Below are 26,348 nucleotides of genomic sequence, written 5' to 3'. Positions count from 1 at the left end.
GACGCAAGCCTTGGAATACCCCGACCTCCCCCTGCCCGAGCATCCGAAGCTCACCGAGAACCTCACGCATTTCGCGCGGGCACTCCGTAAGGCCGGCCTGCCGGTGGGTCCGGGCCGGGTTCTGACCGCCATCGAAGCTGTCGAGGCCGCCGGTTTCACCTCGCGGATGGATTTCTACTGGGCGCTCCACGCGGTCTTTGTCTCGCGGCCCGAGGAACGGCAGGTCTTCAATCAGGTCTTTCGCCTCTTCTGGCGCGATCCGCGCTATATGGAGCACATGATGTCGCTCATGCTGCCCGCCATCCGCGGCGTGCAGGAGGAAGACCGTGCCGCCGCCGCCGCGAAGCGCGCGGCCGAGGCTTTGCTCGATGGGGCTGAGGCCCCGCCGATGCCCGAGCGCGAGGCGCCCGAGGAGGAAGAAACGCAGATCGAGATCGACGCCTCGCTCACCGCCTCGACGGATGAGCGCTTGCGCAGCCTCGATTTCGAACAGATGTCCGCCGAGGAAGTCGCGCAGGCCAAACGCATGCTCTCCCGCCTCTCGTTGCCGGTAAAGCCGTTGAAAACACGCCGCCTCAGCGCCGATCCCGCGGGGCGGCAGGCCGATTGGCGGCGCACGCTGCGGGGGGCCATGCGCACCGGCGGCGAAGTGGTGCAGATCGCCCATCGCAGCCCCGTCACGCGCTGGCCCGCTTTGGTAGTGCTCTGCGATATCTCGGGCTCGATGGCCTCCTATTCCCGGATGGTGCTGCATTTCGTCCATGCCGTCGCCAACCGGCAGGGCCAGGGCTGGGCCAAGGTCCATGCCTTCACCTTCGGCACCCGCCTGACGAACATCACCCGCCATTTGAAGACCCGGGATCCCGACACCGCCCTCAATGCTGCCGGGCACGAGGCGCGCGACTGGCAGGGCGGCACCCGGATCGGCCATTGCCTGCACGACTTCAACCGCGACTGGTCGCGCCGCGTACTGGGTCAAGGCGCGGTCGTCCTGCTCATTACCGACGGGCTCGACCGCGATGACCCGGCGCTGCTGGCCAAGGAGATGGAACGTCTACATCTGAGCGCAAAGCGCCTCATCTGGCTCAACCCGCTGCTGCGCTGGGATGGGTTTGCCCCGAAAGCACAGGGCGTGCGCGCCATGCTGCCCCATGTCGACACCTTCCGCGCCGCGCATTCCATCGCCTCGCTGGAGGCTCTGGCCGAGGCGCTGTCCGATCCGCGCGACCATGGCGATAAGGCGCGGCTTCAGGCATTGCTGCGCTCATAGCTATCCCGCACACGCATTTCATATGGGCGAAAGGGCGAAATCCCGTCCAGATTTCAGTCACTTGCCCGTGAGATGCACGGAAATTTAACCTGTGCGACATGCCGCCGCGGCCTGTCCTCTTGGCAAGCGGCCTGGAACATCCCACATAGGCCTTATGCGCCGACCTCCCACGGCGCCGTCCCTGTCAGCCAATAGGGACCGACATGACGCCGCCGCGCTCCTCCTCCCTCCCAGGCGCGGCGGCGCTGTCATTTCCAAGATGCCCATTTCGTGAGCAAGCCGCCGCTCACTCCAAGGAACCATCCGCGCTGGCCGGGGTTTAGTCGCCAAACGAAATCCATGTTTGGAGAGTCCATGCGACGCACCCTGTCGACCACCACGGCCCTTGTCACCTCGATCGCGCTGGCCGTCCCGATGACCTTCCCCGCGGCTGCGCAACAAGCGAGCGCCGAGGAGGTCTGCACCGATGCCATGACCCGCGCCGAATGCCGCGAGGCGCGTCAGAGCGCCCGCCAGGAAGCGCGCCAGGAACGCCGTGAACAGCGCCGTGAGGAACGCCAGCAAGGCGAAGCCGGTGCGGAAGCGGGCGCTGCCGCCGAGGTTCAGGCCGAGGTTGAGCCGCAGGCGCAGCCTGAAGCGCCGGCCGAAGCGCAAGCCGAGGTTCAGCCCAATGCTCAAGGCGAAGCCGAGGGCTTGGCGCAGGAGGAACCCGGTCTTCTGGAAGGCGTGGGCGATGCGGTCACCAACCTGTTGGGCGGTGGCGATGAAGCCGCCTCGGACGCTGAGCCGGAACAGGCCCAGAACGCCGGGGACGAGATGACCCGCGAAGAGCGCCGCGCCGAGCGTGAGCAGCGTCGCGAGGAGCGTCAGCAAGCCCGTGCGGAACGTCAGGAAGCCCGCGAGGCTTCGGAAAGTGACAGCGCCCCCGGCTCGGTTGCCGAGATGGAACAGCGCCTGAATGGCGGCGACGCCAGCGCAGAGGTTGAGGCCGACGTCAATGCCGAAGTCGATGCCCAGGTCGAAACGGCCGAGGGTGAGGCACAGCAGGAGCGTCCGCGCCGTCGTCAGCAACCCGATGTCACCACGCTGGAACAGGCGCTGGGTGGCGAAGGCCAGCAGAATGGCGAGCAGCCGGTTGCCTCGGCTGAAAACGCGGGGGAATTCGTCGAAGGCCAGCGTGACCGTGCCCCGTCGGAAGCCGCCGAGGAAGCCGCTCAAGGCGAAGAAGCGCCGGTGATGGCCGGTTCCGAGAACGCCGAGGTCGTCGACGAAGTCACCGAAGCCGTGACCGCCGAGACGACCCGCAGCTCGGACGAAGAGTTTGCCACTGCCGAGGAACGCCGCGCCGCCCGTCGTGAGGCCCGCCGCGAAGCCCGTCGCGAACAGCGTCAGGAAGACCGTGCGCAGGCTGATGCTCAGGCTCAGGCCGAGGAAGACGACAGCTTCCCCGACTTCCTGACCGGTGCCCTCGTGGGTGCCGCGGGTGCGCTGGTTGTCGGCTCGCTTCTGAGCAACGACCGTGAAGTGGTTTCGACCACCCCGGACCGCGTGGTTGTGCGTGACCAATACGGCAACCTGCAGGTTCTGCGCGACGATGACGCCATCCTGCGCCAGCCGGGCAGCGAAGTGACCACCCGTCGCTATTCGGACGGCTCGACCGAGACGATCGTGATGCAGCGTGACGGCAGCCAAGTGGTGACCATCCGCAACGCCGAGGCCCGCGTGGTCAAGCGTGTGGTGATCGCGCCCAACGGCACCCGGACGGTTCTGTTTGACGATACCGTGACCTATGAGCCGGTCGTCGTCTCGCAGCTGCCCGAGGTCAACCGCTCGGCCGCGCCCGAGGTGAACCCGAACGACGAAGCCGCCCTGCGCGCCGCGCTGACCCGCGAATCCGAGGTGGGTCGTGGCTTCAGCCTGAACCAGATCCGTCAGATCGAGCGCGTGCGCTATCTGGCCCCGGCGGCTCAGGTGGAGAACATCACCTTTGCCACGGGCTCGTCGGCGATCACGTCGTCCGAGGCTCAGGAGCTGCTGGCGCTGGGTGAGCTGATGACCAGCCTGATCGCGGAGAACCCGAACGAGGTCTTCCTGATCGAAGGTCACACCGACGCCGTCGGCTCGGCCGTGTCGAACCTGACGCTGTCGGACCGCCGTGCGGAATCGGTGGCGCTGGCCCTGACCGAGTATTTCGGTGTGTCGCCGGCGAACATGGTCCTGCAGGGCTACGGCGAGACCGACCTGCGCGTGCCGACGGAAGAGGCCGAGCGTGAGAACCGCCGCGTGGTGGTGCGCCGGATCACCGATCTGCTGCAGGCCAGCCGCGAAGGCTGATCGCCCCCATGACATCGAAAGGCCCCGGTCCCCGCGACCGGGGCCTTTTGCCATTTTGCCCCGCCAGTCTGCATCAAAGGTCGTGCTGGCAATCCGCACGAACCGACCGCATAGTCGGTACACAGGAGGACCCCATGGACACTGCAAGCGCGCATCACGACCGCATCCCCGAGATTGCGCTGGAATGGCACCGCGCTGGCCGCGGCGCGGCGCTCGCCACGGTGATCGAAACCTGGGGTTCGGCGCCACGTCAGGCCGGCAGCCAGCTGGCGATTTCCGGCGAGAGCGAGATCATGGGCTCCGTCTCGGGCGGCTGCGTCGAAGGTGCGGTGGTGGTCGAGGCGTTGGAAGCCCTGCAGGACGGCCAACCCCGCATCCTCACCTTCGGGGTCACGGATGACACGGCCTTCTCGGTCGGACTGGCCTGCGGCGGCACCATCCGCGTGCTGGTGGAACCCATCGGCAAGGGCATGCCGGTCGAGATGCTGGAAGCCGTGGTCGAGGCCCGCGCGGCCCGCAAACCCCTCGCCTATGGCATCATCCCGGACGTCTGGCAGCGCCGCCTGATCCAGCCGTCTGAGATGCCCCTGCGCTTCCGGTCGGACAAATCGGGGCTGGAGGACAGCGGCGAGTTTGTCGCCCTGTTCAACCCGCCCTTGCGGATGCTGATCGTCGGCGCCGTCCATATCGCGCAGGCGCTGGTGCCGATGGCCAAGCTGGCGGGTTATGACCCGGTGCTGATCGACCCGCGCGACGCTTTCGCCAGCGAGGGACGCTTTCCCGACACGGTGATCCGCCACGACTGGCCGGACGAGGGCTTGCTGGCCGAAGGGCTCGACAGCCGGACCGCCGTGGTGACCTTGACCCATGACACGAAGCTCGACGATCCGGCGATCCTCGAGGCGCTGAAATCGGAGGTCTTCTACCTCGGATGCCTCGGGTCGACGCGGACCCATGCCAAGCGGCTGGACCGCCTGCGCGAGGCCGGCGTGACCGAGGAACAGATCGCCCGCATCCACGCGCCGGTCGGGCTGGATATCGGCGCCAAGACCCCCGCCGAGATCGCGGTGTCGGTGCTGGCGCAGATCACGCAGGTGCTGAGGCAAGGCTGATGGAATTCGGTCCCATCCCCCTGTCGCAGGCCGAGGGGACGATCCTCGCCCATTCGGTGCCCCTGGCGCGCGGCCGATTGCGCAAGGGTAAATGCCTGACATCCGAAGACCTTGATTTGCTGCGGGATATGGGCCTCGGCAGCGTGATCGCCGCCCGGCTCAGCCCCGAGGACATGGATGAAGACGCCGCCGCGCTGGCCGTGGCCGAAGCCCTCATCGCGGGGCATCAAGGGATCCGCTTGCAGATCGTCGGCACCGGCCGCGTGAACCTGCTGGCCGAGGGGCCGGGCCTTGCCCAGATCGCACCGGAGCAGGTGCATGCGGTCAACGAAACCGACCCGGCGATTACGCTGGCCACCGTGCCGGAATGGCACAGGATGGAACCGGGCGGGATGATCGCGACGGTCAAGATCATCGCCTATGGCCTTGAAAAGACGTCTGTTCAGCGCGCCTGCGAGGCCGCGCAAGGGGGCATCGGCCTGGCCACACCGATCCTGAGTGACGCGCTGATGATCGAGACGATCACTGGCAAGGGCTTGGGCGACAAGGGCCACCGCGTGACCGAGGAACGGCTGGCCCGGCTGGGCGTCACCCTCGCGCCGGAGGTTCTGGTCCCGCATGAGGAACAGGCGCTCGCCGATGCCCTGAAAGCCGCCCACGCGCCGCTGATCCTGATCCTGACGGCCTCGGCCACCTCCGACATTCGCGACGTGGCCCCTGCCGCCCTGCGCCTCGCCGGTGGAACGGTCGAGCATTTCGGCATGCCGGTCGATCCGGGCAACCTGCTGTTCCTCGGCGCGCTCAACGGCACGCCGGTGATCGGCTTGCCCGGTTGCGCCCGCGCCCCGGCGCTGAACGGCGCCGATTGGGTGCTGGAGCGCGTGATCTGCGGCGTGCCGGTCGGGGCCGAGGTCATCCGCCGCATGGGGGTCGGCGGCCTTTTGAAAGAGATCCCGACCCGCCCGCGCCCCCGGGCGTCAAACGGCTGACCGCCCTTTCACCTTGTTACAAATACTTACTTCTACCCTTCACCCCGATCCCCCAACAGCCGGTCAATCGGCGCGAAATCGTCGGTGAACACCAAGACCGGCCTTTGCGATAGGATCTCGTCGATCGACGAGGCCGCGATGCGGATCGCCTGTCCCCAAGGCTCTTGCACCTGCGTCCTCGATGACGGCTCCTGCCCGGCAACCAGCACGAAGACCCGCCGGTTCTCGGCCTGATCGTGGCGAGGATCGGTCCAGACCTCGACCGAGGGCCAGACCTCGCGCGCGGTGCGCACCATGGCCGACAGAACCTCCAGCCGGTCCATGTGGTCGATCACGTTCATCACATAGACGCCGCCCGGATTGAGCCGCGCCTGCGCCAGCTGGAAGAACTCGCGCGTGATCAGATGCTGCGGTACAGCGATGTCCCCGAAGGCGTCGCCGATGATCACGTCATAACGTCGGTCCTCCTGCGCCAGAAGTCGCCGCGCATCCGAGGCGACGATGCGATCAGCACCCTCGCCCGTACCGGGATCGTACCAGAAGAAATCCTGCGCGGCGCGCGTGACCTCGGGGTCGATCTCGGCCACGGTCACGGCAACGGGCTCGCCCCGGTCGCGCCAGGCGCGGGGCACCGAATAGGTCCCGCCGCCAATGAGATAGGCCGACCATTCCGACCGGCCCTCCATCCGCAACCGCGGCAACGCGTCCAGCATCATGCCATGCCCGATCAACATCGCGCGCGGCTCGCCCTCGCTGGCAACGCCGTGGACGAGGTGGTCCAGAACCATCAGCCGGGTCAGGCCTTCGGCACCGGGCTGGTCGATGACGCGGATGCAGAAGTAATCGCTCTCGCGCGTGCAGGGATCGGGCCGTGTCAGCGCCCCGCCCGCCAAGGCCAGCGGCAGGATCAGCCCCAAAACCATCCCCAAGCGATGCGCCCGGCCCCAGTAAAGGGACAGCAGGCCCAGCACCACATAGACCCCGGTCACGACGACCAGCGTGCCCACCGATCCCAGCCATGAGATGAAGACGAAACCCGCCGCCAAGGTGCCGAGGATCGCGCCCCAGGCCCCGGCTGCGAACATCGCCCCGAGGGCCCGTCCCCCCTGTCCCGGATGGGTACTCACCGCGACCATCGACAGGATCGGTGCGGGGATGCCTGCGAAGAACGACGGCAGGAAGAACACCAGCATGCTCAGCGTCACGATCGAGGCCACCGGCCCCGGCATCGCCGTGATCACCGGCCCCGCCGTCGCGCGCAGGATGAAGACCGCGCCCGCCGTGCTCAGTGCCGCCGCGAGGATCGCCCAGCCATTGGCCCGCAAGGCCTGCGCCGGCGGCCATTCGGCGATGCGCCCGCCGACCCAATGCCCAGCCGAGAAGCCCGCCAGCACCACCGCGATGATCGAGGTCCAAGTGTACAGCGACATGCCCAGATAGGGCGCCAACATCCGGCCCGCGACGATCTCCACGACCAGCGAGGCGGCGGAAACCGAGGCCTGAACCGCCACCAGCAGCCATAGTCGCGTCATGCCCGTCTCTCCCCCGGAATGGACTGTATCCGGGTCAAGATGACCGGGGATTCCGGGCTTGGCAACGCGTCAAAAGCGTCTGTGACACTCTGGAAACATGGTTACTATGACCATGGACAGGATCAAGGTCTCGGCAGCGCCGCGCGCATCTTGATCGGACGCAGCACCAGATGGGTCTGCACCTGCGCAATCCCGTCGAGCCGGAACAGCGTACGCTCCATGAAGGCGTTGAACGCGTCCAGATCGCGGCAGAGAACTCGTAATTGATAATCCATCGCGCCGGTGGTGGCAAAGCACTCGACGACCTCATCATGGCGCATGACCTCGGCGGTAAAACGGTCCACGACTTCGCGGGAATGGCGGGTCATGGTGATGTGCATGATCGCATGAAAGCCCAGCCCGGCTTTTGCGGCATCGACCTCGACCCGATAGGCGCGGATCACCCCGGCCTCCTCCAGTGCCTTCACGCGGCGCCAGCAACTCGAGGCCGAGAGGCCGACTTTCTCCGCCATCTCCTGGTTCGAGAGCCGCGCATCCTGTTGCAGAAGCTCCAGCAGCTTCCAGTCGATCTGTTCCAGCATTCGCCCCGGTCCTGAACTGTCATTTCAAAATCCGGCATATCACCGAAACGCTGGTGAAAGATACCCGTCCGAACGGCACAAGTCTGGCACATCTTTTCGGACCATCGCGCGTAGACTCACCGCAAGGGAGCCCCAAGCCACCCGGAGGAGACATCATGAACGCCCCGCTTCGCCCGCTCGACGATTACGCGCTCGACGACCGCTATACCCGCCACTCCGGCCGCGTTTTCCTGACCGGGACCCAAGCGCTGGTGCGCGCCGTGCTCGATCAAGCCCGCCGGGACAAGGACGCCGGCCTGAACACCGCAGGCATGGTCAGCGGTTATCGCGGGTCCCCGCTGGGCGGCGTCGATCTGGAGATGTGGCGCCAGAAGGCCCGGCTGGCCGAGGCGAAGATCGAATTCCTCCCCGCCGTGAACGAGGATCTGGCGGCGACGGCTATCCTCGGCTCGCAGCAGGTCGAGAGCGATCCCGGCAAGACCGTCGAGGGTGTCTTCGGCATGTGGTACGGCAAGGGCCCCGGCGTCGACCGTGCAGGCGATGCGCTGAAGCATGGCAATGCCTATGGCTCGTCGCAGCATGGCGGCGTGCTGGTTGTGGCCGGCGATGACCATGGCTGCGTCAGCTCGTCGATGTCGCACCAGTCGGACGTGGCCTTCATGGCCTGGTACATGCCCTGCATCAACCCGGCCTCGGTCGCGGAGTTCCTGCCGTTCGCCGAATGGGGCTGGGCCCTGTCGCGCGCGACCGGCATGTGGGTCGGCTTCAAGGCGGTGTCGGACGTGGTGGAAAGCGCCATGTCCTTCGATCTGCCCGCCGACCGCGTGTTCCGCGCGCCCGAGGCCAGCCAACATCCCGGCGGCCTGCATTATCGCTGGCCCGACCTGCCCGGCATGCAGATCGAGGAACGGATGGAGGCGAAGAAGCGCGCCGTCATGGCCTTCGCCGAGGCCAACCCGATCGACCGCGCGGAATACGGCATCGACTCGCGCTTCGGCTTCGTCACCACCGGCAAGGCGCATCTGGACCTGTTGGAAGCGCTGAAGCTGCTGGGTCTGACCGAGGCCGAGTGCCGCCGTCTGGGCATCGACCTCTACAAGGTGGGCATGGTCTGGCCGCTGGCCCGCCGCGACGCGCTGCGCTTCGTCGAGGGCAAGGACGAGGTGATGGTCATCGAGGAAAAGCGCGGGATCATCGAGAGCCAGCTCAAGGAATATTTCTACGACTGGGATGGCGCCAAGCCGCGCCACATGGTCGGCAAGAATGACGAGGCCGGCGAGCGGCTGGTGCCCTGGACCAGCGAACTCAGCCCGCGCCTGCTGCTGCCGCTGATCGCCAAGCGTCTGGACCGGGTGTTCCCGGACGAAGGCTTCCCGGCCCGCGCAGCTGCGATCCTTGGGACGCAGGCGAAGGTGCTTCAGATCCCCGGCGCGACCCGCACGCCCTATTTCTGCTCGGGCTGTCCGCACAATACCTCGACCCGCGTGCCCGAGGGCTCAAAGGCGCTGGCGGGCATCGGGTGCCATTTCATGGCCTCGTGGATGGGGCGCGAAACCTCGTCGCTGATCCAGATGGGTGGCGAAGGGGTGAACCACGCCGCCTCCAGCCGTTTCACCGGCAAGAACCATGTGTTCCAGAACCTTGGCGAGGGAACGTGGTACCATTCGGGCTCGATGGCGATCCGCCAGTCGATCGCCGCGAAGGCCAACATTACCTACAAGATCCTTTATAACGACGCCGTCGCCATGACCGGGGGTCAGCCCGTAGACGGCCCCGTAAGCGTGCAGGCGATCGCGGCGACCTGCCGGGCCGAAGGCGTGTCGCGGATTGCGCTTGTCTCTGACAATATTGGCAAGTTCCAAAAGTCTGACCTTCCCGCGGGCACGACCTTCCACGACCGCAGCGCCCTTGACGCCGTCCAGCGCGAGCTGCGCGAGATCGAGGGCGTTACCGTCCTGATCTACGAGCAGACCTGCGCCACCGAGAAGCGTCGCCGCCGCAAGCGGGGCACGCTGGAAGACCCGAAGAAATTCGCGATCATCAACCCGGCGGTCTGCGAGGGCTGCGGTGATTGCTCGGCCGCGTCGAACTGCCTGTCGGTCGAGCCGATCGAGACCGACCTCGGCCCCAAGCGGCGCATCAACCTCTCGACCTGCAACAAGGATTTTTCCTGCATGGAGGGCTTCTGCCCCTCCTTCGTCACGGTCGAGGGCGTGGAGCGCAAGAAACCTGAAGCGCAGGCCCGCCCCGATCTGGATGCCGCCCTGACGACCCTGCCCCTGCCGGTCCTGCCGGAGGGCGACAGCTGGGACCTTCTGGTCACGGGCGTCGGCGGCACGGGCGTGGTCACGGTTGGCCAGATCACCGCGATGGCGGCGCATCTGGAAGGCCGCGGCGTGTCAGTGCTGGATTTCACCGGCTTTGCGCAGAAATTCGGCCCGGTCTTGAGCTACCTGCGCCTTTCTCGCCGGCCCGAGACGCTGACGCAGGTCCGCATCGACCAAGCCTCGGCGGATGCGCTGATCGGCTGCGATATCGTCGTGTCCTCGTCGCCCAAGGCCTCGGCCTGCCTTAACGGGCAGACCAAGGCCGTGGTGAACCTTGCCGAGATGCCCACGGGTGACATCGTGCTGAACCGCGATGCCTCGCTGCGCGTGCCGGCCCGGATCAAGGCGCTGGACGCCGCAGTCGGGGATCTGGGGGCGCTGAACGCCGGCAAGGTGGCCGAGGAGTTGCTGGGCGACAGTGTCTTCGCCAACATGATGATGCTGGGCTTTGCCTGGCAAAAGGGGCTGGTGCCGGTCGGGCTGGAGGCTATCGAGAAGGCGATCACGCTGAACGGCGTCGCCATCAAGGCCAATGCTCGCGCCTTCGCCTTGGGGCGTCTGGCGGCTGTCGACCCGGCGAAATTCGCCCCGAAAGCGCCTGAACCCGAAAGTCTGGAGGCGCTAATCGACCGTCGTGCCGCCGCGCTGACGGCCTATCAGAACGCGGCCTATGCCAAGCGTTTCCGCGCCGCGCTGGCGCCGGTGATGTGGAACGAGGATCTGGCCCGCGCCGCCGCGAATTCGCTGTTCAAGCTGATGGCCTACAAGGATGAATACGAGGTCGCCCGCCTGCACCGCGACCCCGCTTTCGCGCAGCAGATCGCGCGGGATTTCGGCGAAGGTGCGAAGCTGACCTACAACCTCGCGCCGCCGATGCTGCCGGGCAAGGATCGTCGTGGCCGTCCGCTGAAGCGCCGTTTCCCGGGTTGGGCCATGGGTCCGGGCTTTGCGCTGCTGGCCGGGATGAAGGGTCTGCGGGGCACCGCGCTGGACCCGTTCGGCAGGACCGAGGAGCGCCGGATGGAGCGCGGCCTGATCGCCTGGTTCGAGGCGCTGATCCCGCAGGCGGCCGCGATGGCCGATCCGGTGAAGGCCGAGACGCTAATGAAAGCCCCGATGGGCATGCGTGGCTATGGCCCGGTCAAGGAGGCCGCCGTTGCCAAGGTGAAAGCCGAGGTCGAAGCGCTTCTGGCGGGCTAATCCACAGGGGAGAATTCCCCAACGACGGATGTGTATAACTTCAAGGGGCTGGGATAACTCCCAGCCCTTTTCTTTTGCTCGAAGGCAGGGCAATTTCCCGTGGCGCGTCTGTGACTTGTGGCAGAGGATCAGAGAATAGCCTTTATTACAAGTGCTTTAAGATCGCCCCTAAAGTGGGAAGTTAAGTTCATTCATGCCCCAAGGCCGATCATTCTGGCGCAGCAGACCAGCCAATATAATGTCAGTCTTTTTGGCGCCTGTGGATAACTTCGTGTATGAAATCAGGCGCCGGAGCCCTGTGCATCTCCCAAGACCCACGCGTTCACCCTCTCTCAAAAGCTGATCGTCTGACTTTTATAACCACCCCATGGCCCCGAAATGTTAGCGGAACCATTTGCTTTTTCGCCGGGAAAGGCCTAAGCGCAGGGGAGCTGATGAGGTGACCATGACCCCTGCCCTGCAAAGCCACGCTTCCCTTGCCCTGTGCCAGCTCGCGCCGGTGATCCCGGTGCTGGTGATCGACGATCTCGCCCATGCCGTGCCATTAGCCGAGGCCTTGGTGGCGGGTGGCCTGCCGGTTCTGGAAGTCACCTTGCGCACCGATTGCGCGCTGGACGCGATCCGCGCGATGTCAGCGGTCAAGGGCGCGCGGGTCGGCGCGGGCACGGTTCTGTCGGCCTTCGACGCCGCGCGCGCAAAGGCCGCCGGGGCGACCTTCGCGGTCTCGCCCGGTGCAACGCCTGCGCTGGTCGCGGCCTGCTCCAAGGAAGAGCTGCCCCTCCTGCCCGGCGCTGCCACGGCGACCGAGGTGATGACCCTGCTCGAGCTGGGCTATCGCACGATGAAATTCTTCCCTGCCGGCCCTGCCGGTGGCCCGGCCATGCTGAAGGCGCTGAACGGCCCGCTGCCGCAGGCGACCTTCTGCCCGACCGGCGGGGTCAGCCCCTCGAATGCGACCGACTACCTGTCCTTGCCGAACGTCGCCTGCGTCGGCGGCTCCTGGGTTGCGCCGGCGAAAATGATGGAGGCCGGCGAGTGGGACGGCATCACCGCCCTCGCCCGCGAGGCCGCGCTGCTGCCGCGCTGAGCCGTCAGTCGAAACGCCCGCCGCGCCCCTCGCCCTTGGCGAAGCGCGTGGCGCCGGCGACACCCTCGGCCATGACCATCCCCGCGCTGTCCCATTCCCGGCGCAAGGCTGCGGCCAAGGCGGGCGGCGTCATCCGCGCGCTGAGGAAATCGGCGCGCATGCAGCCTTGCGGGAAACGGGTCAGGCCTTCGGCCAAGCCGACAGCGATCTCCAGCGCCTTGCCGGGGTCGGTGATCCGGTCGACCAAGCCCATGATCGCCCCCTCGTCCGAGCGCACGCCGCGTCCGGTCAGGATCATGTCATTCGCCCGGCCCTGACCGACGATCTTCGGAAGGCGCACGGTGCCGCCATCGATCAGCGGGACGCCCCAGCGACGGCAGAACACGCCGAGGATCGCATCGCGCGCGACGACCCGCATGTCGCACCAAAGCGCCAGCTCCAGACCACCGGCCACGGCGTGGCCTTCGATCGCGGCGATGACCGGTTTCGACAGCATCAGCCGCGTCGGTCCCATCGGCCCCGGGCGCGGGCGCGCGACGGGATCGACCCAATCTTCGGATAGGGTCAGAGAGTCTAACCATTCGACCCCCGCCCCGGTCGCTGCCGCTTTCAGATCGAACCCCGCACAGAAAGTGCCGCCCGCGCCGGTCAGCACCGCCACATCGACCGTGTCGTCGAGGTCGAAGGCCAAGGCCGCCTCGTAAAGCGCGCGGGCCAGCAACGGATGGACAGCGTTGCGGGCCTCGGGGCGGTCGATGGTCCAGATCCGGACGCGGCCGCGGGTTTCGATCTGCAGCATGTCAGACTTCCTCGATGGCCAGCACGCCCTCGACCGCGCGCAGCTGGTGTTTCAGCGCGGGCGAAACGGGAACCGGACGGCCAGCGTCGATCTCGATCTCGCCGCCGGTCGCGGCATCGGGCACCGCGAAGGTCAGCGGGCCGAAGGATTTGCGCGGCGCGGTGGCGGGCAGGCTTTCGAGGATCTCCATAAGGCCACGCAAAGCCAAGGGCGTTTCCAACCGCACCTTCAACCCCGCCGCGCCCGCATCAGCGACCACGTCATCGACCGGCGCGGCCCCGCGGGCGAGCAATTTCAGCGAGTCGCCTTCCAGCGTGGCCTCGACGGTGATCACGACGTTCATCCCGGTTTCGAGATGCTGCCGCGACGCTTCGAGGGTTTCCGAAAAAACCGTGACCTCGTAGAGGCCGGTGGAATCCGACAGCGAGACGAAGGCGAAACGGTTACCGCGCGCGGACTTCCGCTCCTGCTTGGCGCTGACCGAGCCGGCGATCCGGGCGACCAGCGGGCCGCGTTCGGCCTTCTTGGTCAGTTCGGCCAGCGTCAACACGTCCTTGCGTTTCAGCGCCGGGGCGTAATCGTCCAGCGGATGGCCCGAGAGGTAGAAGCCGATTGCCGCGTGTTCATGAGTCAGCCGGTCCATCGGCAGCCAGTCGTTGGTCTTGGGCAGACGCGGCGGCGGCAGGTCATCGCCGCCGGCGAACAGCGAGGATTGGCCCGAGGACGCGGCCTCATGCGAGGCGGCGGAATAGGCGACTAGGGCGTCGAGGGCCTCGAACACCCGCTTGCGGCAGGGCTCGATCAGGTCGAAGGCCCCGGCGCGAGCGAGCATCTCCAGGGGCCGCTTGCCGACGCGCTTCAGATCCACGCGCTTGGCGAAGTCGGTGAGGTCGCGGAACGGCTCGTCGCCGCGCGCCTCGACGATCAGCTTCATCGCCTCGACACCGACGTTCTTCAACGCGCCGAGGGCATAGACCAGCTCGCCCTTCACCACGCTGAAGGTGGCGAGCGAGCGGTTCACGCAGGGCGGCACGATGGTGATGCCCATCCGGTCGACCTCGCGCTTGTAGACGGCGAGCTTGTCGGTCAGGTGGATATCGCAGTTCATCACCGCGCCCATGAACTCGACCGGGTGGTTGGCCTTCAGCCAGGCGGTGTAATAGCTGACCACGGCATAGGCGGCGGCGTGCGATTTATTGAAGCCGTAGTTCGCGAATTTCTCAAGCAGGTCAAAGACTTCACCCGCCTTCTTGGCGTCGATCCCGTGTGTCGCCTTGCAGCCCTCGATGAATTTCGGGCGCTCCTTGGCCATCTCCTCGGCGATCTTCTTGCCCATGGCGCGGCGCAGAAGGTCGGCGCCGCCAAGGCTGTAGCCGCCCATCACCTGAGCGATCTGCATCACCTGCTCCTGATAGACGATGATGCCCTGCGTCTCTTTCAGGATGTGGTCGATGGTCGGATGGATCGATTCCAGCGGGCGCTGGCCGTGCTTCACCTCGCAATAGGTCGGGATATTCTCCATCGGACCGGGACGATACAGCGCCACGAGGGCCACGATATCCTCGATACAGGTGGGTTTCATGCGCCGCAGCGCGTCCATCATGCCCGAGGATTCCACCTGGAACACGGCAACGGTCTTCGCATCGGCATAGAGGCGGTAGGTCTTCTCATCGTCCAGCGGGATCGCGTTGATCTCATTCGCGGCGCCGTCGGCGGGGGTATACAGTACCTCGCCCCCTGGCGCGACATGCAGGTCGCGGCCCGAGGTATGGATGAGGTCGATAGCGTTCTGCACCACCGTCAGCGTCTTCAGGCCGAGGAAGTCGAACTTCACCAGCCCGGCTTGTTCCACCCATTTCATATTGAACTGCGTGGCGGGCATGTCCGAGCGCGGATCGCGGTACAGAGGCACCAGCGCATCGAGGGGCCGGTCGCCGATCACCACGCCCGCCGCGTGGGTCGAGGCGTTGCGGAGCAGTCCTTCGACCTTTTCCGCATAATCAAGGAGCCGCCCGACGACCTCTTCCTTCGCTGCTTCGCGAAGTCTCGGCTCATCGGCGAGGGCCTTGGTGATCGAGACGGGCTTCACCCCCTCGACCGGGATCATCTTCGACAGCTTGTCGACCTGCCCATAGGACATCTGCAAGACGCGGCCCACGTCGCGCACGGCGGCTTTCGACAGCAGCGCACCGAAGGTGATGATCTGCCCCACCTTGTCGCGCCCGTATTTCTGCTGGACGTATTGGATCGTCTCCTCGCGGCGATCCATGCAGAAGTCGATATCGAAGTCTGGCATCGAGACCCGCTCGGGATTGAGGAAGCGTTCGAAGAGCAGCGAATAGCGCAGCGGGTCCAAGTCGGTGATGGTCAGCACATAGGCCACCAGCGAGCCCGCGCCCGAACCCCGGCCCGGCCCGACCGGAATGCCGTTGTCCTTCGACCATTTGATGAAGTCGGCCACGATCAGGAAGTAGCCGGGGAAGCCCATCTTCTCGATGATGTCCAACTCGAACTTCAGCCGGTCTTCATACTCCGACACCGGCGCGGCGTGCGGGATCACGGCGAGACGCGCGCGCAAGCCATCCCAGGCCTGACGGCGCAACTCCTCGACCTCGTCATCGGCGAATTTCGGCAGGATCGGCGCGCGTTTATAGGCGGCAAAGGCGCAGCGTTTGGCGATCTCGACGGTATTCTCCAGCGCCTCGGGCAAGTCGGCAAAGAGCGCGGCCATCTCCTCAGGCGATTTCAGGTAATGCTGCGCGGTCAGACGGCGGCGAGGCTCCTGCTGGTCGACATAGGCGCCCTCCTTGATGCAGATCAGCGCGTCATGCGCCTCGTACATCTTGGCATCGGGGAAATAGACGTCGTTGGTGGCGACGATGGGCAGATCCATCGCATAGGCCATCTCGAGGAAGGGCCGTTCGGTCAGCCGCTCGGCCTCAGGCAGCGCGCCGCCCTCGCCGGGATGGCGCTGCAATTCGACATAGAGCCGCGAGGGATAGATGCCGGCGAGGCGGTCCATCAGCTCCTGCGCGCGCGGCATCTGCCCCTCGCGGATCAGGCGCCCGATCAGGCCGTCCGGCCCGCCCGACAGGCAGATCAGCCCCTCGGCATGCTCGGACAGCTCGTCGGGCGTGACATGCGGCAATGAGCCGTCCGTGCGCAAGTAAAGGCACGAGTTCAACTTCATCAGGTTCTCGTACCCGGCCTCATTCTGGGCGATCAGCACCACCGGCGCGGCGGGACGCGGCTTCTCGCCCGGCTGGGTCGCGGGAACCTGCACATCGACCTGGCAGCCGACGATCGGCTGGATGCCCGCCCCCTTCGCCAGAACAGAAAATTCCAGCGCTGCGAACAAGGCATTGCTGTCCGTTACGGCAACCGCAGGCATGCCTCTTGCGCCGCAGGTCTTGATGAGGGATTTCACCGGAACCGCGCCTTCCAGCAACGAATATTCGGTGTGAACGCGGAGGTGAATGAATCGGGGGTCGGCCATGAGTGCAGCTTATCCGGCAGGCAATGCCGCGCAAGGGCGGCGCTATTTTCGACGTTCCGGTAAAACGGTCTCGGTTGCAAAACGCGAGTCTGGGCTTGCTTGAACCGTCCGGTCAATGTTCACTGAAACACAAGAACGAGGGGCTCCCCGGCTGCTTTACGCCGCATCGGGCAGCGGGGAAAGCCCGTATGGAGAGAAAGCGGCGGATCAACATATGAGCGGGATTAGGTTCACCCTCAACGGTGTGGCGGTCGATGTGAAAGACCAGCCCCCCACCCGGACTTTTCTGGACTGGCTGCGCGAGGATCGCGGGCTTAAAGGCACCAAGGAAGGCTGCAACGAAGGCGATTGTGGCGCCTGCACGGTGATGCTGAGCGACCAGCGCGGGACGCGCGCGGTGAACGCCTGCATCCTGTTCCTGCCGCAACTGCACGGCAAGGCGGTGCATACCGTCGAAGGGCTGAAAGCCGTCGATGGCACGCTGCATCCGGTGCAGACCGCGATGGTCAACGAACATGGCAGCCAGTGCGGGTTCTGCACGCCCGGCTTCGTCATGTCGATGGCAACGGGTCATCTGAACGGTGTCACCGACCATGACACGCATCTGGCCGGCAACCTGTGCCGCTGCACCGGCTATGCGCCGATCATCCGCGCCGCCGAAGCCGCCGCGGCCGAGCCCGTGCCCGCGTGGCTGGCCGAACAGGTGGATGCTTCAACGCTGAACGGCCTGGCCGAGGACGCCCCCGACGGCGTGGCCCTGCCCCGCTCCTCTGACGAATTGGCGGCTTGGTACATGGCTAACCCTGACGGGCGCTTGATCGCCGGGGCTACGGACGTGGGCCTTTGGGTCACCAAGCAATTGCGCGAGCTGGGGCCCGTCGCCTTCCTGTCGGGCGTTGACGACATGCGCGGCATCGAAGTCACCGAGGACGCGATCCATATCGGCGCCGTGACGACGATCGCCGAGCTGATGCCCGCCATCGCGCCCCATTTTCCGGGCTTCGCCGCCATGCTCCGCCGCTATGGCTCGGCTCAGGTGCGGGCCGCGGCGACGCTTGGCGGGAACATCGCCAATGGCTCGCCGATCGGCGACAGCCCGCCCACGCTGATCGCTCTGGGGGCGACGCTGTATCTGCGCAAAGGCGGTGATCGCCGCGCCCTGCCGCTGGAGGAGTTCTTCCTCGACTACGGCAAACAGGACCGTGCACCCGGCGAATTCGTCGAGGCCGTGTCGATCCCGCGCCAACCCGACCGGCTGAAATGCTACAAACTTTCCAAGCGCTTCGATCAGGATATCTCGGCGGTTCTGGGTTGCTTCAACGTCTCCGTCAGCGACGGAATGGTCACCGAGGCCCGGATCGCCTTTGGCGGCATGGCCGGCACACCCAAGCGCGCGACGGCGGTTGAAAGCGCCCTCTTTGGGCAGCCTTGGACCGAAGGCACGATCCACAAGGCGATGGCCGTCTTCACCCAGGATTTCAGCCCGATGAGCGACATGCGCGCCTCGTCCGACTACCGGTTGGAGGCGGCGCAGAACCTGCTCCTGCGCTATTTCCTCGAAGATCAGGGCCTCGCCACCGACGTGCTGGAGGTGGTCGCATGAGCCTCGTTCACAAGCCCCTGCCGCATGACGCAGCCCCCCTGCATGTGACCGGCGAAGCGCGGTATGTCGACGACATCCCCACGCCCACCGGTACCTTGCATCTGGCCTTTGGCCTGTCCGAGATCGCCCATGGCGAGATCGTCGCTATGGACCTTGGCGCGGTGAAAACCGCCCCCGGCGTGGTCGCCGTCTTGACGGGAGATGACATCGGTCACGCCGATTGTTCACCCTCCAACAATGACGAGCCGCTGTTGGCGCTCGGCACCGTCCATTACGTGGGCCAGCCGGTTTTTCTGGTGATCGCCGACAGCCATCTCAACGCCCGCAAGGCCGCCCGGCTCGGCAAAATTTCCTATGCCGAGAAACCGGCGATCCTGACCGTCGATGAAGCCCTCGCCGCCAATGAGCGTTTCGAAGAAGGCCCGCGTATCTGGGAACGTGGCTCGCCCGCGGACGCCATCGCGTCTGCCGCCCATGTCATCGAAGGCCGGCTGGAGATGGGTGGTCAGGAGCACTTCTACCTCGAAGGTCAGGCCGCACTGGTCAGCCCGCAGGAAGGGGGCGACATGCATGTCGTCTCCTCGACCCAGCACCCGACCGAGATCCAGCACAAGGTCGCCCATGCCCTCCATCTGCCGATGAATGCTGTCCGGGTGGAGACCCGTCGCATGGGTGGTGGTTTCGGCGGAAAAGAGAGTCAAGGCAACCACTTGGCCGTCGCCTGTGCACTCGCCGCCCGTCTGACGGGCAAGCCCTGCAAGATGCGCTATGACCGCGACGACGATATGGTCGTGACGGGCAAACGGCATGATTTTCGCATCGACTACAAAGTCGGCGTGGATGAGAACGGCCTCATTCAGGGCGTCGATTTCATCCACTACACCCGCGCCGGCTGGTCGATGGACCTGACCCTGCCCGTCGCCGACCGCGCTATGCTGCATGCCGACAACGCCTATTGGCTGCCGAATATCCGGATCGAGAGTCACCGTCTGCGCACCAACATGTGCTCGGCCACCGCGTATCGAGGGTTTGGCGGCCCGCAAGGTCTGCTCGGGATCGAGCGGGTCATGGACCATGTCGCGCATGAACTGGGACTTGACCCGGTCGAGTTGCGCAAGCGGAACTTCTACCGCGCGTCGGAACCAGCCCGCTCCGGTGCTGGAACGGGAAAACGGTTCAGTGCTGAACATTCCCCGAAGCAGCCCGAACAGAGCGGCGTCCAAACCACGCCTTATGGCCAGCCCGTCGAGGACTTCATCCTGCACGAGATGCTCGCGCGGTTGGAGCAGACCTCGGATTACGCCGCCCGGAAACAGGCGGTTGCGGCGTGGAATGCGGCCAACCCGGTGCTGAAGAAGGGCCTCGCCCTGACGCCGGTGAAATTCGGCATCAGCTTCACGCTCACGCATCTCAATCAGGCCGGCGCACTGGTGCATGTGTACCAGGATGGCTCGATCCACCTGAACCATGGCGGGACCGAGATGGGTCAGGGCCTGTTCCAGAAACTGGCGCAGGTCGCGGCCTCGGCGTTCGGGGTCGGCATGGACGCGGTCAAGATCACCGCGACGGATACCGCCAAGGTGCCGAACACCTCGGCCACGGCGGCCTCTTCGGGCAGTGATCTCAACGGGATGGCGGTCAAGGCGGCCTGCGATACGATCCGCGACCGCATCGCCGAGCACCTCGCCGAACGCCACCAGACCAGCGCGGATAAGGTCGTCTTTGCGGAAGGCCGCGTGCAGGTCGGCGGCGAGGATCTCAGCTTCGCCGAAGCCGCGATGTCGGCCTATCAGGCGCGGGTCAGCCTCTCCTCGACGGGTTATTATGCCACGCCGAAACTGGCGTGGGATCGCGTGAAGGGCGAAGGTCGACCGTTCTACTACTTCGCCTATGGCGCCTGCTGCGCCGAGGTGGTGATCGACACCTTGACCGGCGAGAATCGGATCCTGCGCGTCGATATCCTGCACGACGCCGGTGCCAGCCTGAACCCGGCCCTGGACCGCGGACAGGTGGAAGGCGGCTTCGTGCAAGGCGCGGGTTGGCTGACCACTGAAGAGCTCGTCTGGGACGCCAAGGGCCGGCTGCGGACGCATGCCCCATCGACCTACAAGATCCCGGCCTGTGGCGACCGCCCCCGGCAGTTCAACGTTGAACTATGGACCGGCGCCAACCCCGAGGACACGATCCATAAGTCAAAGGCCGTGGGCGAGCCGCCCTTCATGCACGGCATCGCGGTGCTGATGGCGCTTTCCGATGCGGTTGCAGCCTGCGGAGATGGCTCCGATTACGTGGCCCTCGACGCGCCCGCCACGCCCGAGCGCATCCTCGCCGCCGTGAAGCGCCAGCGGGGTGGCTATGTTTGACCGCCCTGCCCTTGCAGCGGCCGTCGCGGCGCATGGCCGGGTGGCGCGGGTGGTGATCTGCGCGCATCAGGGTTCATCTCCGCGCGAAAATGGTGCCGCCATGTTGGTCTGGGCCTCGGGCCAGTCCGGCACCATCGGCGGCGGCACGCTGGAGTTCGAAGCCGCCGCGAAAGCCCGCTCCCTGCTGGCGACGGGCGGGACGAGGATCGACAAGATCGCCCTCGGGCCCGCCTTGGGCCAGTGCTGCGGCGGCGCGGTCACCTTGGGGACCGAGGTCTTCGACGCCACCCTTCTTGCAAAGGTGCCGAAGGATGGGCTCTACGCCCGACCGCTTGGCACTGACGCGCCGGCTGAAGCGCCGCTCGCCATGCGGCAGGCCCAGAAAACCGCGCGCGGTGAAGGGCTTGCGCACTTGCGCTATGCGCAGGGCTGGCTGGCTGAAGCGGTCTCGCCCCCCACGCAGCCTCTGTGGATCTGGGGCGCGGGCCATGTCGGACGCGCCTTGGTGCAGGTCCTCTCGCCCCTGCCCGGCGTGGCGATCAGCTGGATCGACACCGACCGCAGCCGCTTCCCGGACGAGATCCCCGAGGGTGTCACCGCCCTCATCGCGGCGAACCCGGCCGATCTGGTGCCCCTTGCCCCGGCCGGGGCCGAGCACCTGATCCTGACCTTCAGCCATGCGCTGGATCTGGATCTGTGCCACCGCTTGCTCGGCCATGGGTTCGCGCGTTGCGGGTTGATCGGCTCGGCGTCCAAGGCCGCGCGGTTCCGCTCGCGCCTGCAGGCGCTGGGTCACAGCCCCGATTCCATCGCCCGGATCGATTGTCCGATCGGCGACCCGGCCTTCGGCAAGCACCCGCAGGCCATCGCCATTTCCGTCGCCGCCGAGCGTCTCGCCCGGCCCCGTACCGCCCTCTCGCGAAAGGTCGCCCGTTGAAACCACCGCTTCTGTCCCTTCAGGGTCTGACCAAGATCTACCCCGGCGTGGTCGCCAACAAGGACATCACCTTCGACATCGCTGACGGCGAGGTCCACGCCCTTCTGGGCGAGAACGGCGCGGGGAAATCCACGCTGGTCAAGGCGATCTACGGTCTGGTCACGCCCAACGAGGGCCAGATGCTGTGGCGCGGCGTACCCTACGCACCCCACGCCCCGGCCGAGGCCCGGTCGACCGGCGTCGCCATGGTGTTCCAGCATTTCAGCCTGTTCGACGCGATGGACGTAGCGGAGAACGTGGCGCTCGGCATGGACAACCCGCCGCCGATCCGCGAGCTTTCTGCCCGCATCACCGAGGTGTCGAACAACTACGGCCTGCCGCTGGACCCGTCGCGCATGGTCGGGGACCTCTCGGCCGGGGAACGCCAACGCGTTGAGATCATTCGCTGCCTACTGCAAGATCCGCAGTTGTTGATCATGGACGAGCCGACCTCGGTGCTGACCCCGCAGGAGGTGGAGATCCTGTTCCGCACCTTGCGGCAACTTCGGGCCGAGGGGAAATCGATCCTCTATATTTCGCACAAGCTCGAAGAAATCCGCTCGCTTTGCGAGCATGCCACGGTGCTGCGCCACGGCGAAGTGGTCGGGCGCTGCGACCCCCGCGAGGAAAGCGCGCGCTCGCTGGCGGAGATGATGGTAGGTCAGTCCCTGCACACGCCCTCGCGCCTTGCGGCCGAGCCGGGCAAGACGCTGCTGCAGGTGACGGACCTGTCGGTAGCTTCGCCCTCGGCCTTCGGGACCTCGCTGAAATCGGTGAACCTGAAGGTCCGCGCCGGTGAGATCTATGGGATCGGCGGCGTCGCTGGGAATGGTCAAGACGAGTTGCTGGGCGCCTTGTCCGGCGAATTGCCGAGTGCGGCGGCGTCGATACAGCTGGACGGCAAGCCGGTCGGCACTCTGGGACCGAACGCGCGGCGCGCGCTGGGGCTGCTCTGCGCGCCAGAGGAACGGCTGGGCCATGCCGCCGCGCCGGATATGAGCCTGACCGAGAACGCCCTTCTGACCGGGGCCGCGCGTGAGGGGCTGGTGAAGAAGGGCTTCGTCGGCTGGTCCAAGGCGCGTGACTTCGCCGAGAAGGTCATCCTGCGGTTCGACGTCCGGACGCCCGGCGCCCATGTCGCGGCGCGGGCGCTGTCGGGGGGCAATCTGCAGAAGTTCGTCATCGGGCGCGAGATCCTGCAGCGCCCCTCGGTGCTGGTGGTGAACCAGCCGACTTGGGGCGTCGATGCCTCGGCGGCGGCGGCGATCCGACAGGCGCTGCTGGATCTGGCGCAGGCGGGGGCCGCCGTGGTCCTCGTCAGTCAGGATCTGGACGAAATCCTTGAAATCGCGGACAAGTTCGCAGCACTCAACGGCGGCAAACTCTCTGCCCCGCGGCCCGTTCAGGGGCTGACCATGGATCAGATCGGCCTCATGCTGGGCGGCGCCGAGACAGGAGATGCCGATGTTGCGGCTTGAGAAACGTCCCTCGCCCTCGCGCGCCTGGAACTATGCCACGCCGCTGGTGGCGGTCGCCGCGACGATGTTCCTCGGCGGGCTGTTGTTCCTCGCGCTTGGCAAGAACCCGTTCGAGGCCATCCGCCTGATCTTCTGGGACCCGCTGTTCAGCCCGCAGTTCGCGGCCTATTCGCGCCCGCAATTGCTGGTGAAAGCCGGGCCGCTGATCCTGATCGCTGTGGGCCTGTCCATCGGCTTCCGCGCCGGGATCTGGAATATCGGGGCCGAGGGCCAGTACATCATCGGCGCCCTTTGCGCCGCAGCGGTGGCGCTGTTCTTTTACCCGGCCGAAAACCCCTTGGTCTTCCCGCTGATGATCGTCGCGGGCGCCTTCGGCGGCTGGCTCTGGGCGATGATCCCGGCCATCCTGAAGACACGGTTCAACACCAACGAGATCCTCGTCTCGCTGCTGCTGGTCTATGTCGCCGAGAAACTCCTTGCCGCCGCGGCCACCAGCTTCATGCGCAACCCGGACGGCGGTGGCTTCCCCGGCTCGCGTGATTTCACGCGCTACCCCTCGTCGGCCAACAACGAAATCATCGCCAATACCGGCATGCATTGGGGCGTGGTCGCGGCCTTCATCGCGGTGATTTTCGCCTATGTATTGCTGCAACGGCACCTCTTGGGGTTCCAGGTCCGGCTGGCCGGCCAAGCCCCGCGCGCCGCGCGCTTTGCCGGCGTGAACCCGGCCCGGCTGGTGGTGCTGTCCTTGGGCTTTTCCGGCGCGTTGGCCGGCATGGCCGGGATGTTCGAGGTCTCGGGCCCGGCCAAGCTGGTGTCGATCGACTTCAATGCAGGTTACGGCTTCACGGCGATCATCGTGGCCTTCCTCGGGCGGCTGCATCCTGTCGGTATCCTGCTGGCGGGGCTGCTGCTGGCGCTGACCTATATCGGCGGGGAGCTGGCGCAGTTCATGCTGGGGCTGCCCGCTGCCGCCATTCAGGTGTTCCAAGGCATGCTGCTGTTCTTCCTGCTGGCCTTTGATGTCTTGTCCAATTACCGCGTCCGGTTCTCCATGCCGGGGCGCAAGGCGGAGGCCGCGTGATGGAAATCGGTTCGCTCAATGTCGTGGTGCTGATCGCCTCGCTGATGGTCGCCGCCACCCCGATCCTGATGGCAGCCATCGGCGAGCTGGTGGTGGAGAAGGCCGGCGTCCTCAATCTGGGCGTCGAGGGGATGATGATCACCGGCGCCGTCTCGGGCTTCGCCATCGCGGTGACGACCGGCAGCCCCGTGATGGGCATGCTGGGCGCGATCATCGCCGGCGCGCTGATGGCGCTGATCTTCGGCATCCTCACACAGGTGCTGATGGCCAACCAAGTCGCCTCGGGCCTTGCGCTGACGCTGTTCGGTCTGGGGTTCTCGGCCCTTGTCGGTCAGGGCTTCGTCGGCATCGTCCCGCCCCGCACCGCCAAGCTGGACTTCGGCCCTCTCAGCGACATCCCGGTGCTGGGCCAGATCCTGTTCCGGCATGATGCGCTTGTCTATGTCTCGCTGCTGATGGTGGCGGGCGTCTGGTACTGGCTGACGCGCACACGCTCGGGCCGGATCCTGCGCGCCGTGGGCGAGAACCACGACAGCGCCCATGCGCTTGGCTACAAGGTGCGCCGCGTGCGGATCCTCGCCATCATGTTTGGCGGCGCCTGCGCGGGCCTTGGCGGGGCCTATCTCTCGCTGATCCGCGTGCCGCAATGGACCGAGGGCATGACCGCCGGTGCCGGTTGGATCGCGCTGGCGCTGGTGGTGTTCGCCTCGTGGCGGCCGTGGAGGGCGCTGCTGGGCGCCTATCTTTTCGGCGGCATCATGGTGCTTCAGCTCAATCTGCAGGCAGCGGGTCTTCGCTTTCCCGTGGAATATCTGTCCATGTCTCCGTATTTGATCACAATCCTCGTACTCGTCATTATGTCGTCGAGTCGCGCGCGCGCCTCCCTTGCGGCCCCTGGGTCGTTGGGGCAATCCTTCCACGCAGCCGGGTGACCGGCAAACCACAAAGCGGGCCAAAGCCCGTTCCGACAGGGGAGTTAACAGTATGAAACGCAGACAACTTCTGGCCACTTCGGCCGCAGCCCTCGGCCTCGCCGCGACCGCCGGCACCCGCGGCGCCTTCGCGCAAAGCCCGATGAAAGTCGGCTTCATCTACGTCGGCGCGCTTGGCGATTTCGGCTGGAACTATGCGCATGACCAGGCCCGTCTGGCCGCGCAGGAGCATTTCGGCGGCGCCATCGAGACCACCTTCGTCGAAGCCGTGCCCGAGGGTCCGGACGCCGAGCGTGTGATGACGCAAATGGCACTGTCGGGCGCGCAGATGATCTTCGCGACCTCGTTCGGCTATGGCCCGGCTGTCAACGCCGTCGCCGCGCGCTTCCCCGACGTGGCCTTCGAGCATGCCACCGGCTACATGCAGGACCATCCGAACGTCTCGCTCTATAACGCGCGCTTCCACGAGGGCCGCGCCGTGATCGGCACCATCGCCGGCCGCATGACCGAGACCAACAAGATCGGCTACATCGCCGCCTTCCCGATCGCCGAAGTGCTGATGGGCATCAACTGCGCCTACCTGCACGCCAAGAAGGTCAACCCGGACGCCGAAATGCGCGTGGTCTGGGCCTTCACCTGGGGCGATCCCGCGCTGGAAGCCGCGGCGGCCGAGGCGCTCATCGACCAAGGCTGTGACATCATCATGTCGCACACCGACTCGACCGCCCCGCTGCTGGTCGCGCAGGAGCGCGGCGTGCATGCCTTCGGTCAGGCTTCGGACATGTCGTCCTTCGCCCCCGAGACGCATCTCACCGCCATCGTCGACAACTGGGCGCCCTACTACATCTCGCGCATCCAGGAGAAGCTGGATGGCAGCTGGACCGCCGGCAACGTCTGGCCGGGTCTGGCCGAGGGCGAAGTTCTGATCGCGCCGTACGGTCCCGCCGTCCCCGCCGAGGTGCAGGAAGAGGCCGACGCGATGATCGCCGCCATCAGCTCGGGCGAGTACAACCCGTTCACCGGCCCGCTGAACAAGCAAGACGGCTCGGTCTGGCTGGAAGAGGGTCAGGCTGCGGACGATGGCATGCTCTGGGGCATGGACTTCTACCTCGAAGGCATCGAGGGCGAGATCCCCAGCTGATCCATCCCGCGATCTGAGAACAGAGAAAGGGGGCGCGCTGCCCC

17 protein-coding genes are annotated in these 26,348 nt (G+C 66.2%); 13 read left to right on the top strand and 4 right to left on the bottom strand.

Features of this window, described 5'->3' with window-relative positions; genetic code table 11:
* The first annotated feature begins 10 nt into the window (after nucleotides 1-10).
* The 4 genes from BCY78_RS00985 (at nucleotide 11) to BCY78_RS00970 (ending at nucleotide 5,705) form a co-directional block, all read left to right on the top strand.
* Complete coding sequence (locus tag BCY78_RS00985) at nucleotides 11-1,270, top strand: VWA domain-containing protein (protein ID WP_068296549.1); 1,260 nt, start codon at nucleotides 11-13, stop codon at nucleotides 1,268-1,270.
* Nucleotides 1,271-1,624: 354 nt separating this feature from the next.
* Complete coding sequence (locus BCY78_RS26255) at nucleotides 1,625-3,604, top strand: OmpA family protein (RefSeq protein ID WP_068296544.1); 1,980 nt, start codon at nucleotides 1,625-1,627, stop codon at nucleotides 3,602-3,604.
* Nucleotides 3,605-3,738: 134 nt separating this feature from the next.
* Entirely contained in the window at nucleotides 3,739-4,716 is a 978-nt protein-coding gene (locus BCY78_RS00975; protein ID WP_068296541.1) for an XdhC family protein, read from the top strand.
* A complete protein-coding gene (locus BCY78_RS00970) occupies nucleotides 4,716-5,705 on the top strand; it encodes a molybdopterin-binding protein (RefSeq protein WP_068296540.1) in 990 nt (329 codons plus the stop codon). The genes BCY78_RS00975 and BCY78_RS00970 overlap by 1 nt, the downstream gene beginning before the upstream one ends.
* A gap of 32 nt (nucleotides 5,706-5,737) precedes the next feature.
* On the opposite strand, the gene BCY78_RS00965 is transcribed toward BCY78_RS00970, so the two are convergent.
* On the bottom strand, nucleotides 5,738-7,237 hold the full coding sequence (locus BCY78_RS00965) for a fused MFS/spermidine synthase (RefSeq protein WP_068296538.1): 1,500 nt from the start codon (nucleotides 7,235-7,237) through the stop codon (nucleotides 5,738-5,740).
* A 122-nt stretch (nucleotides 7,238-7,359) separates the two neighbouring features.
* Nucleotides 7,360-7,818 carry an Lrp/AsnC family transcriptional regulator gene (locus BCY78_RS00960; RefSeq protein ID WP_068296536.1) on the bottom strand — a complete coding sequence of 153 codons (459 nt, stop codon included), beginning with the start codon at nucleotides 7,816-7,818 and terminating at the stop codon, nucleotides 7,360-7,362.
* Nucleotides 7,819-7,973: 155 nt separating this feature from the next.
* Between BCY78_RS00960 and BCY78_RS00955 the strand changes: the two genes are divergently transcribed.
* Both BCY78_RS00955 and eda read left to right on the top strand, forming a co-directional pair.
* Nucleotides 7,974-11,345: an indolepyruvate ferredoxin oxidoreductase family protein gene (locus tag BCY78_RS00955; RefSeq protein WP_068296533.1), complete on the top strand. Its 3,372-nt coding sequence runs from the start codon at nucleotides 7,974-7,976 to the stop codon at nucleotides 11,343-11,345.
* 445 nt (nucleotides 11,346-11,790) lie between these two features.
* The gene (gene eda, locus BCY78_RS00950) at nucleotides 11,791-12,432 is read left to right on the top strand and encodes a bifunctional 4-hydroxy-2-oxoglutarate aldolase/2-dehydro-3-deoxy-phosphogluconate aldolase (RefSeq protein WP_068296530.1); all 642 of its coding nucleotides are present in this window, start codon (nucleotides 11,791-11,793) and stop codon (nucleotides 12,430-12,432) included.
* A 4-nt stretch (nucleotides 12,433-12,436) separates the two neighbouring features.
* Here eda and BCY78_RS00945 read toward each other — a convergent pair whose 3' ends face one another.
* Nucleotides 12,437-13,231 (bottom strand): crotonase/enoyl-CoA hydratase family protein, encoded by a 795-nt coding sequence (locus tag BCY78_RS00945; protein WP_068296528.1) that lies wholly within the window; start codon nucleotides 13,229-13,231, stop codon nucleotides 12,437-12,439.
* A 1-nt stretch (nucleotide 13,232) separates the two neighbouring features.
* Nucleotides 13,233-16,727, bottom strand: a complete 3,495-nt coding sequence (gene dnaE, locus BCY78_RS00940; RefSeq protein WP_068296525.1) for a DNA polymerase III subunit alpha — start codon at nucleotides 16,725-16,727, stop codon at nucleotides 13,233-13,235.
* A 214-nt stretch (nucleotides 16,728-16,941) separates the two neighbouring features.
* Here dnaE and xdhA point away from each other — a divergent pair, with 214 nt between their 5' ends.
* From xdhA to BCY78_RS00905, 7 genes are read left to right on the top strand one after another with little or no spacing between them, the layout of a single operon-like run.
* Complete coding sequence (gene xdhA, locus BCY78_RS00935) at nucleotides 16,942-18,330, top strand: xanthine dehydrogenase small subunit (RefSeq protein WP_068296522.1); 1,389 nt, start codon at nucleotides 16,942-16,944, stop codon at nucleotides 18,328-18,330.
* Complete coding sequence (gene xdhB, locus BCY78_RS00930; RefSeq protein ID WP_068296520.1) at nucleotides 18,327-20,693, top strand: xanthine dehydrogenase molybdopterin binding subunit; 2,367 nt, start codon at nucleotides 18,327-18,329, stop codon at nucleotides 20,691-20,693. Before xdhA ends, xdhB begins: the two co-directional genes overlap by 4 nt.
* Nucleotides 20,686-21,630, top strand: coding sequence for a xanthine dehydrogenase accessory protein XdhC (xdhC, locus tag BCY78_RS00925; protein WP_068296518.1), 945 nt, complete (start codon nucleotides 20,686-20,688; stop codon nucleotides 21,628-21,630). Before xdhB ends, xdhC begins: the two co-directional genes overlap by 8 nt.
* Complete coding sequence (locus BCY78_RS00920) at nucleotides 21,627-23,147, top strand: ABC transporter ATP-binding protein (protein ID WP_068296514.1); 1,521 nt, start codon at nucleotides 21,627-21,629, stop codon at nucleotides 23,145-23,147. The genes xdhC and BCY78_RS00920 overlap by 4 nt, the downstream gene beginning before the upstream one ends.
* Nucleotides 23,134-24,231: an ABC transporter permease gene (locus tag BCY78_RS00915; protein ID WP_068296511.1), complete on the top strand. Its 1,098-nt coding sequence runs from the start codon at nucleotides 23,134-23,136 to the stop codon at nucleotides 24,229-24,231. Before BCY78_RS00920 ends, BCY78_RS00915 begins: the two co-directional genes overlap by 14 nt.
* Entirely contained in the window at nucleotides 24,231-25,163 is a 933-nt protein-coding gene (locus BCY78_RS00910; protein ID WP_068296507.1) for an ABC transporter permease, read from the top strand. The genes BCY78_RS00915 and BCY78_RS00910 overlap by 1 nt, the downstream gene beginning before the upstream one ends.
* Before the next feature lie 52 nt (nucleotides 25,164-25,215).
* Nucleotides 25,216-26,304, top strand: a complete 1,089-nt coding sequence (locus BCY78_RS00905) for a BMP family ABC transporter substrate-binding protein (RefSeq protein WP_068296503.1) — start codon at nucleotides 25,216-25,218, stop codon at nucleotides 26,302-26,304.
* Nucleotides 26,305-26,348: the final 44 nt, after the last annotated feature.

Origin of the sequence: Pararhodobacter sp. CCB-MM2 (assembly GCF_001691415.1) — a bacterium.
In the GTDB taxonomy this organism is placed as follows: Bacteria; Pseudomonadota; Alphaproteobacteria; order Rhodobacterales; family Rhodobacteraceae; genus Pararhodobacter.
This window is presented reverse-complemented; position numbering and strand designations above follow the sequence as displayed.

Excerpts from the sequence above, each read along its gene's own strand:
- BCY78_RS26255 (WP_068296544.1), top strand. The coding sequence starts at position 1,625 with ATGCGACGCACCCTGTCGACCACCACGGCCCTTGTCACCTCGATCGCG.
- BCY78_RS00975 (WP_068296541.1), top strand. The coding sequence starts at position 3,739 with ATGGACACTGCAAGCGCGCATCACGACCGCATCCCCGAGATTGCGCTG.
- BCY78_RS00970 (WP_068296540.1), top strand. The coding sequence starts at position 4,716 with ATGGAATTCGGTCCCATCCCCCTGTCGCAGGCCGAGGGGACGATCCTC.
- BCY78_RS00965 (WP_068296538.1), bottom strand. The coding sequence starts at position 7,237 with ATGACGCGACTATGGCTGCTGGTGGCGGTTCAGGCCTCGGTTTCCGCC.
- BCY78_RS00960 (WP_068296536.1), bottom strand. The coding sequence starts at position 7,818 with ATGCTGGAACAGATCGACTGGAAGCTGCTGGAGCTTCTGCAACAGGAT.
- BCY78_RS00955 (WP_068296533.1), top strand. The coding sequence starts at position 7,974 with ATGAACGCCCCGCTTCGCCCGCTCGACGATTACGCGCTCGACGACCGC.
- eda (WP_068296530.1), top strand. The coding sequence starts at position 11,791 with ATGACCCCTGCCCTGCAAAGCCACGCTTCCCTTGCCCTGTGCCAGCTC.
- BCY78_RS00945 (WP_068296528.1), bottom strand. The coding sequence starts at position 13,231 with ATGCTGCAGATCGAAACCCGCGGCCGCGTCCGGATCTGGACCATCGAC.
- dnaE (WP_068296525.1), bottom strand. The coding sequence starts at position 16,727 with ATGGCCGACCCCCGATTCATTCACCTCCGCGTTCACACCGAATATTCG.
- xdhA (WP_068296522.1), top strand. The coding sequence starts at position 16,942 with ATGAGCGGGATTAGGTTCACCCTCAACGGTGTGGCGGTCGATGTGAAA.
- xdhB (WP_068296520.1), top strand. The coding sequence starts at position 18,327 with ATGAGCCTCGTTCACAAGCCCCTGCCGCATGACGCAGCCCCCCTGCAT.
- xdhC (WP_068296518.1), top strand. The coding sequence starts at position 20,686 with ATGTTTGACCGCCCTGCCCTTGCAGCGGCCGTCGCGGCGCATGGCCGG.
- BCY78_RS00915 (WP_068296511.1), top strand. The coding sequence starts at position 23,134 with ATGTTGCGGCTTGAGAAACGTCCCTCGCCCTCGCGCGCCTGGAACTAT.
- BCY78_RS00910 (WP_068296507.1), top strand. The coding sequence starts at position 24,231 with ATGGAAATCGGTTCGCTCAATGTCGTGGTGCTGATCGCCTCGCTGATG.
- BCY78_RS00905 (WP_068296503.1), top strand. The coding sequence starts at position 25,216 with ATGAAACGCAGACAACTTCTGGCCACTTCGGCCGCAGCCCTCGGCCTC.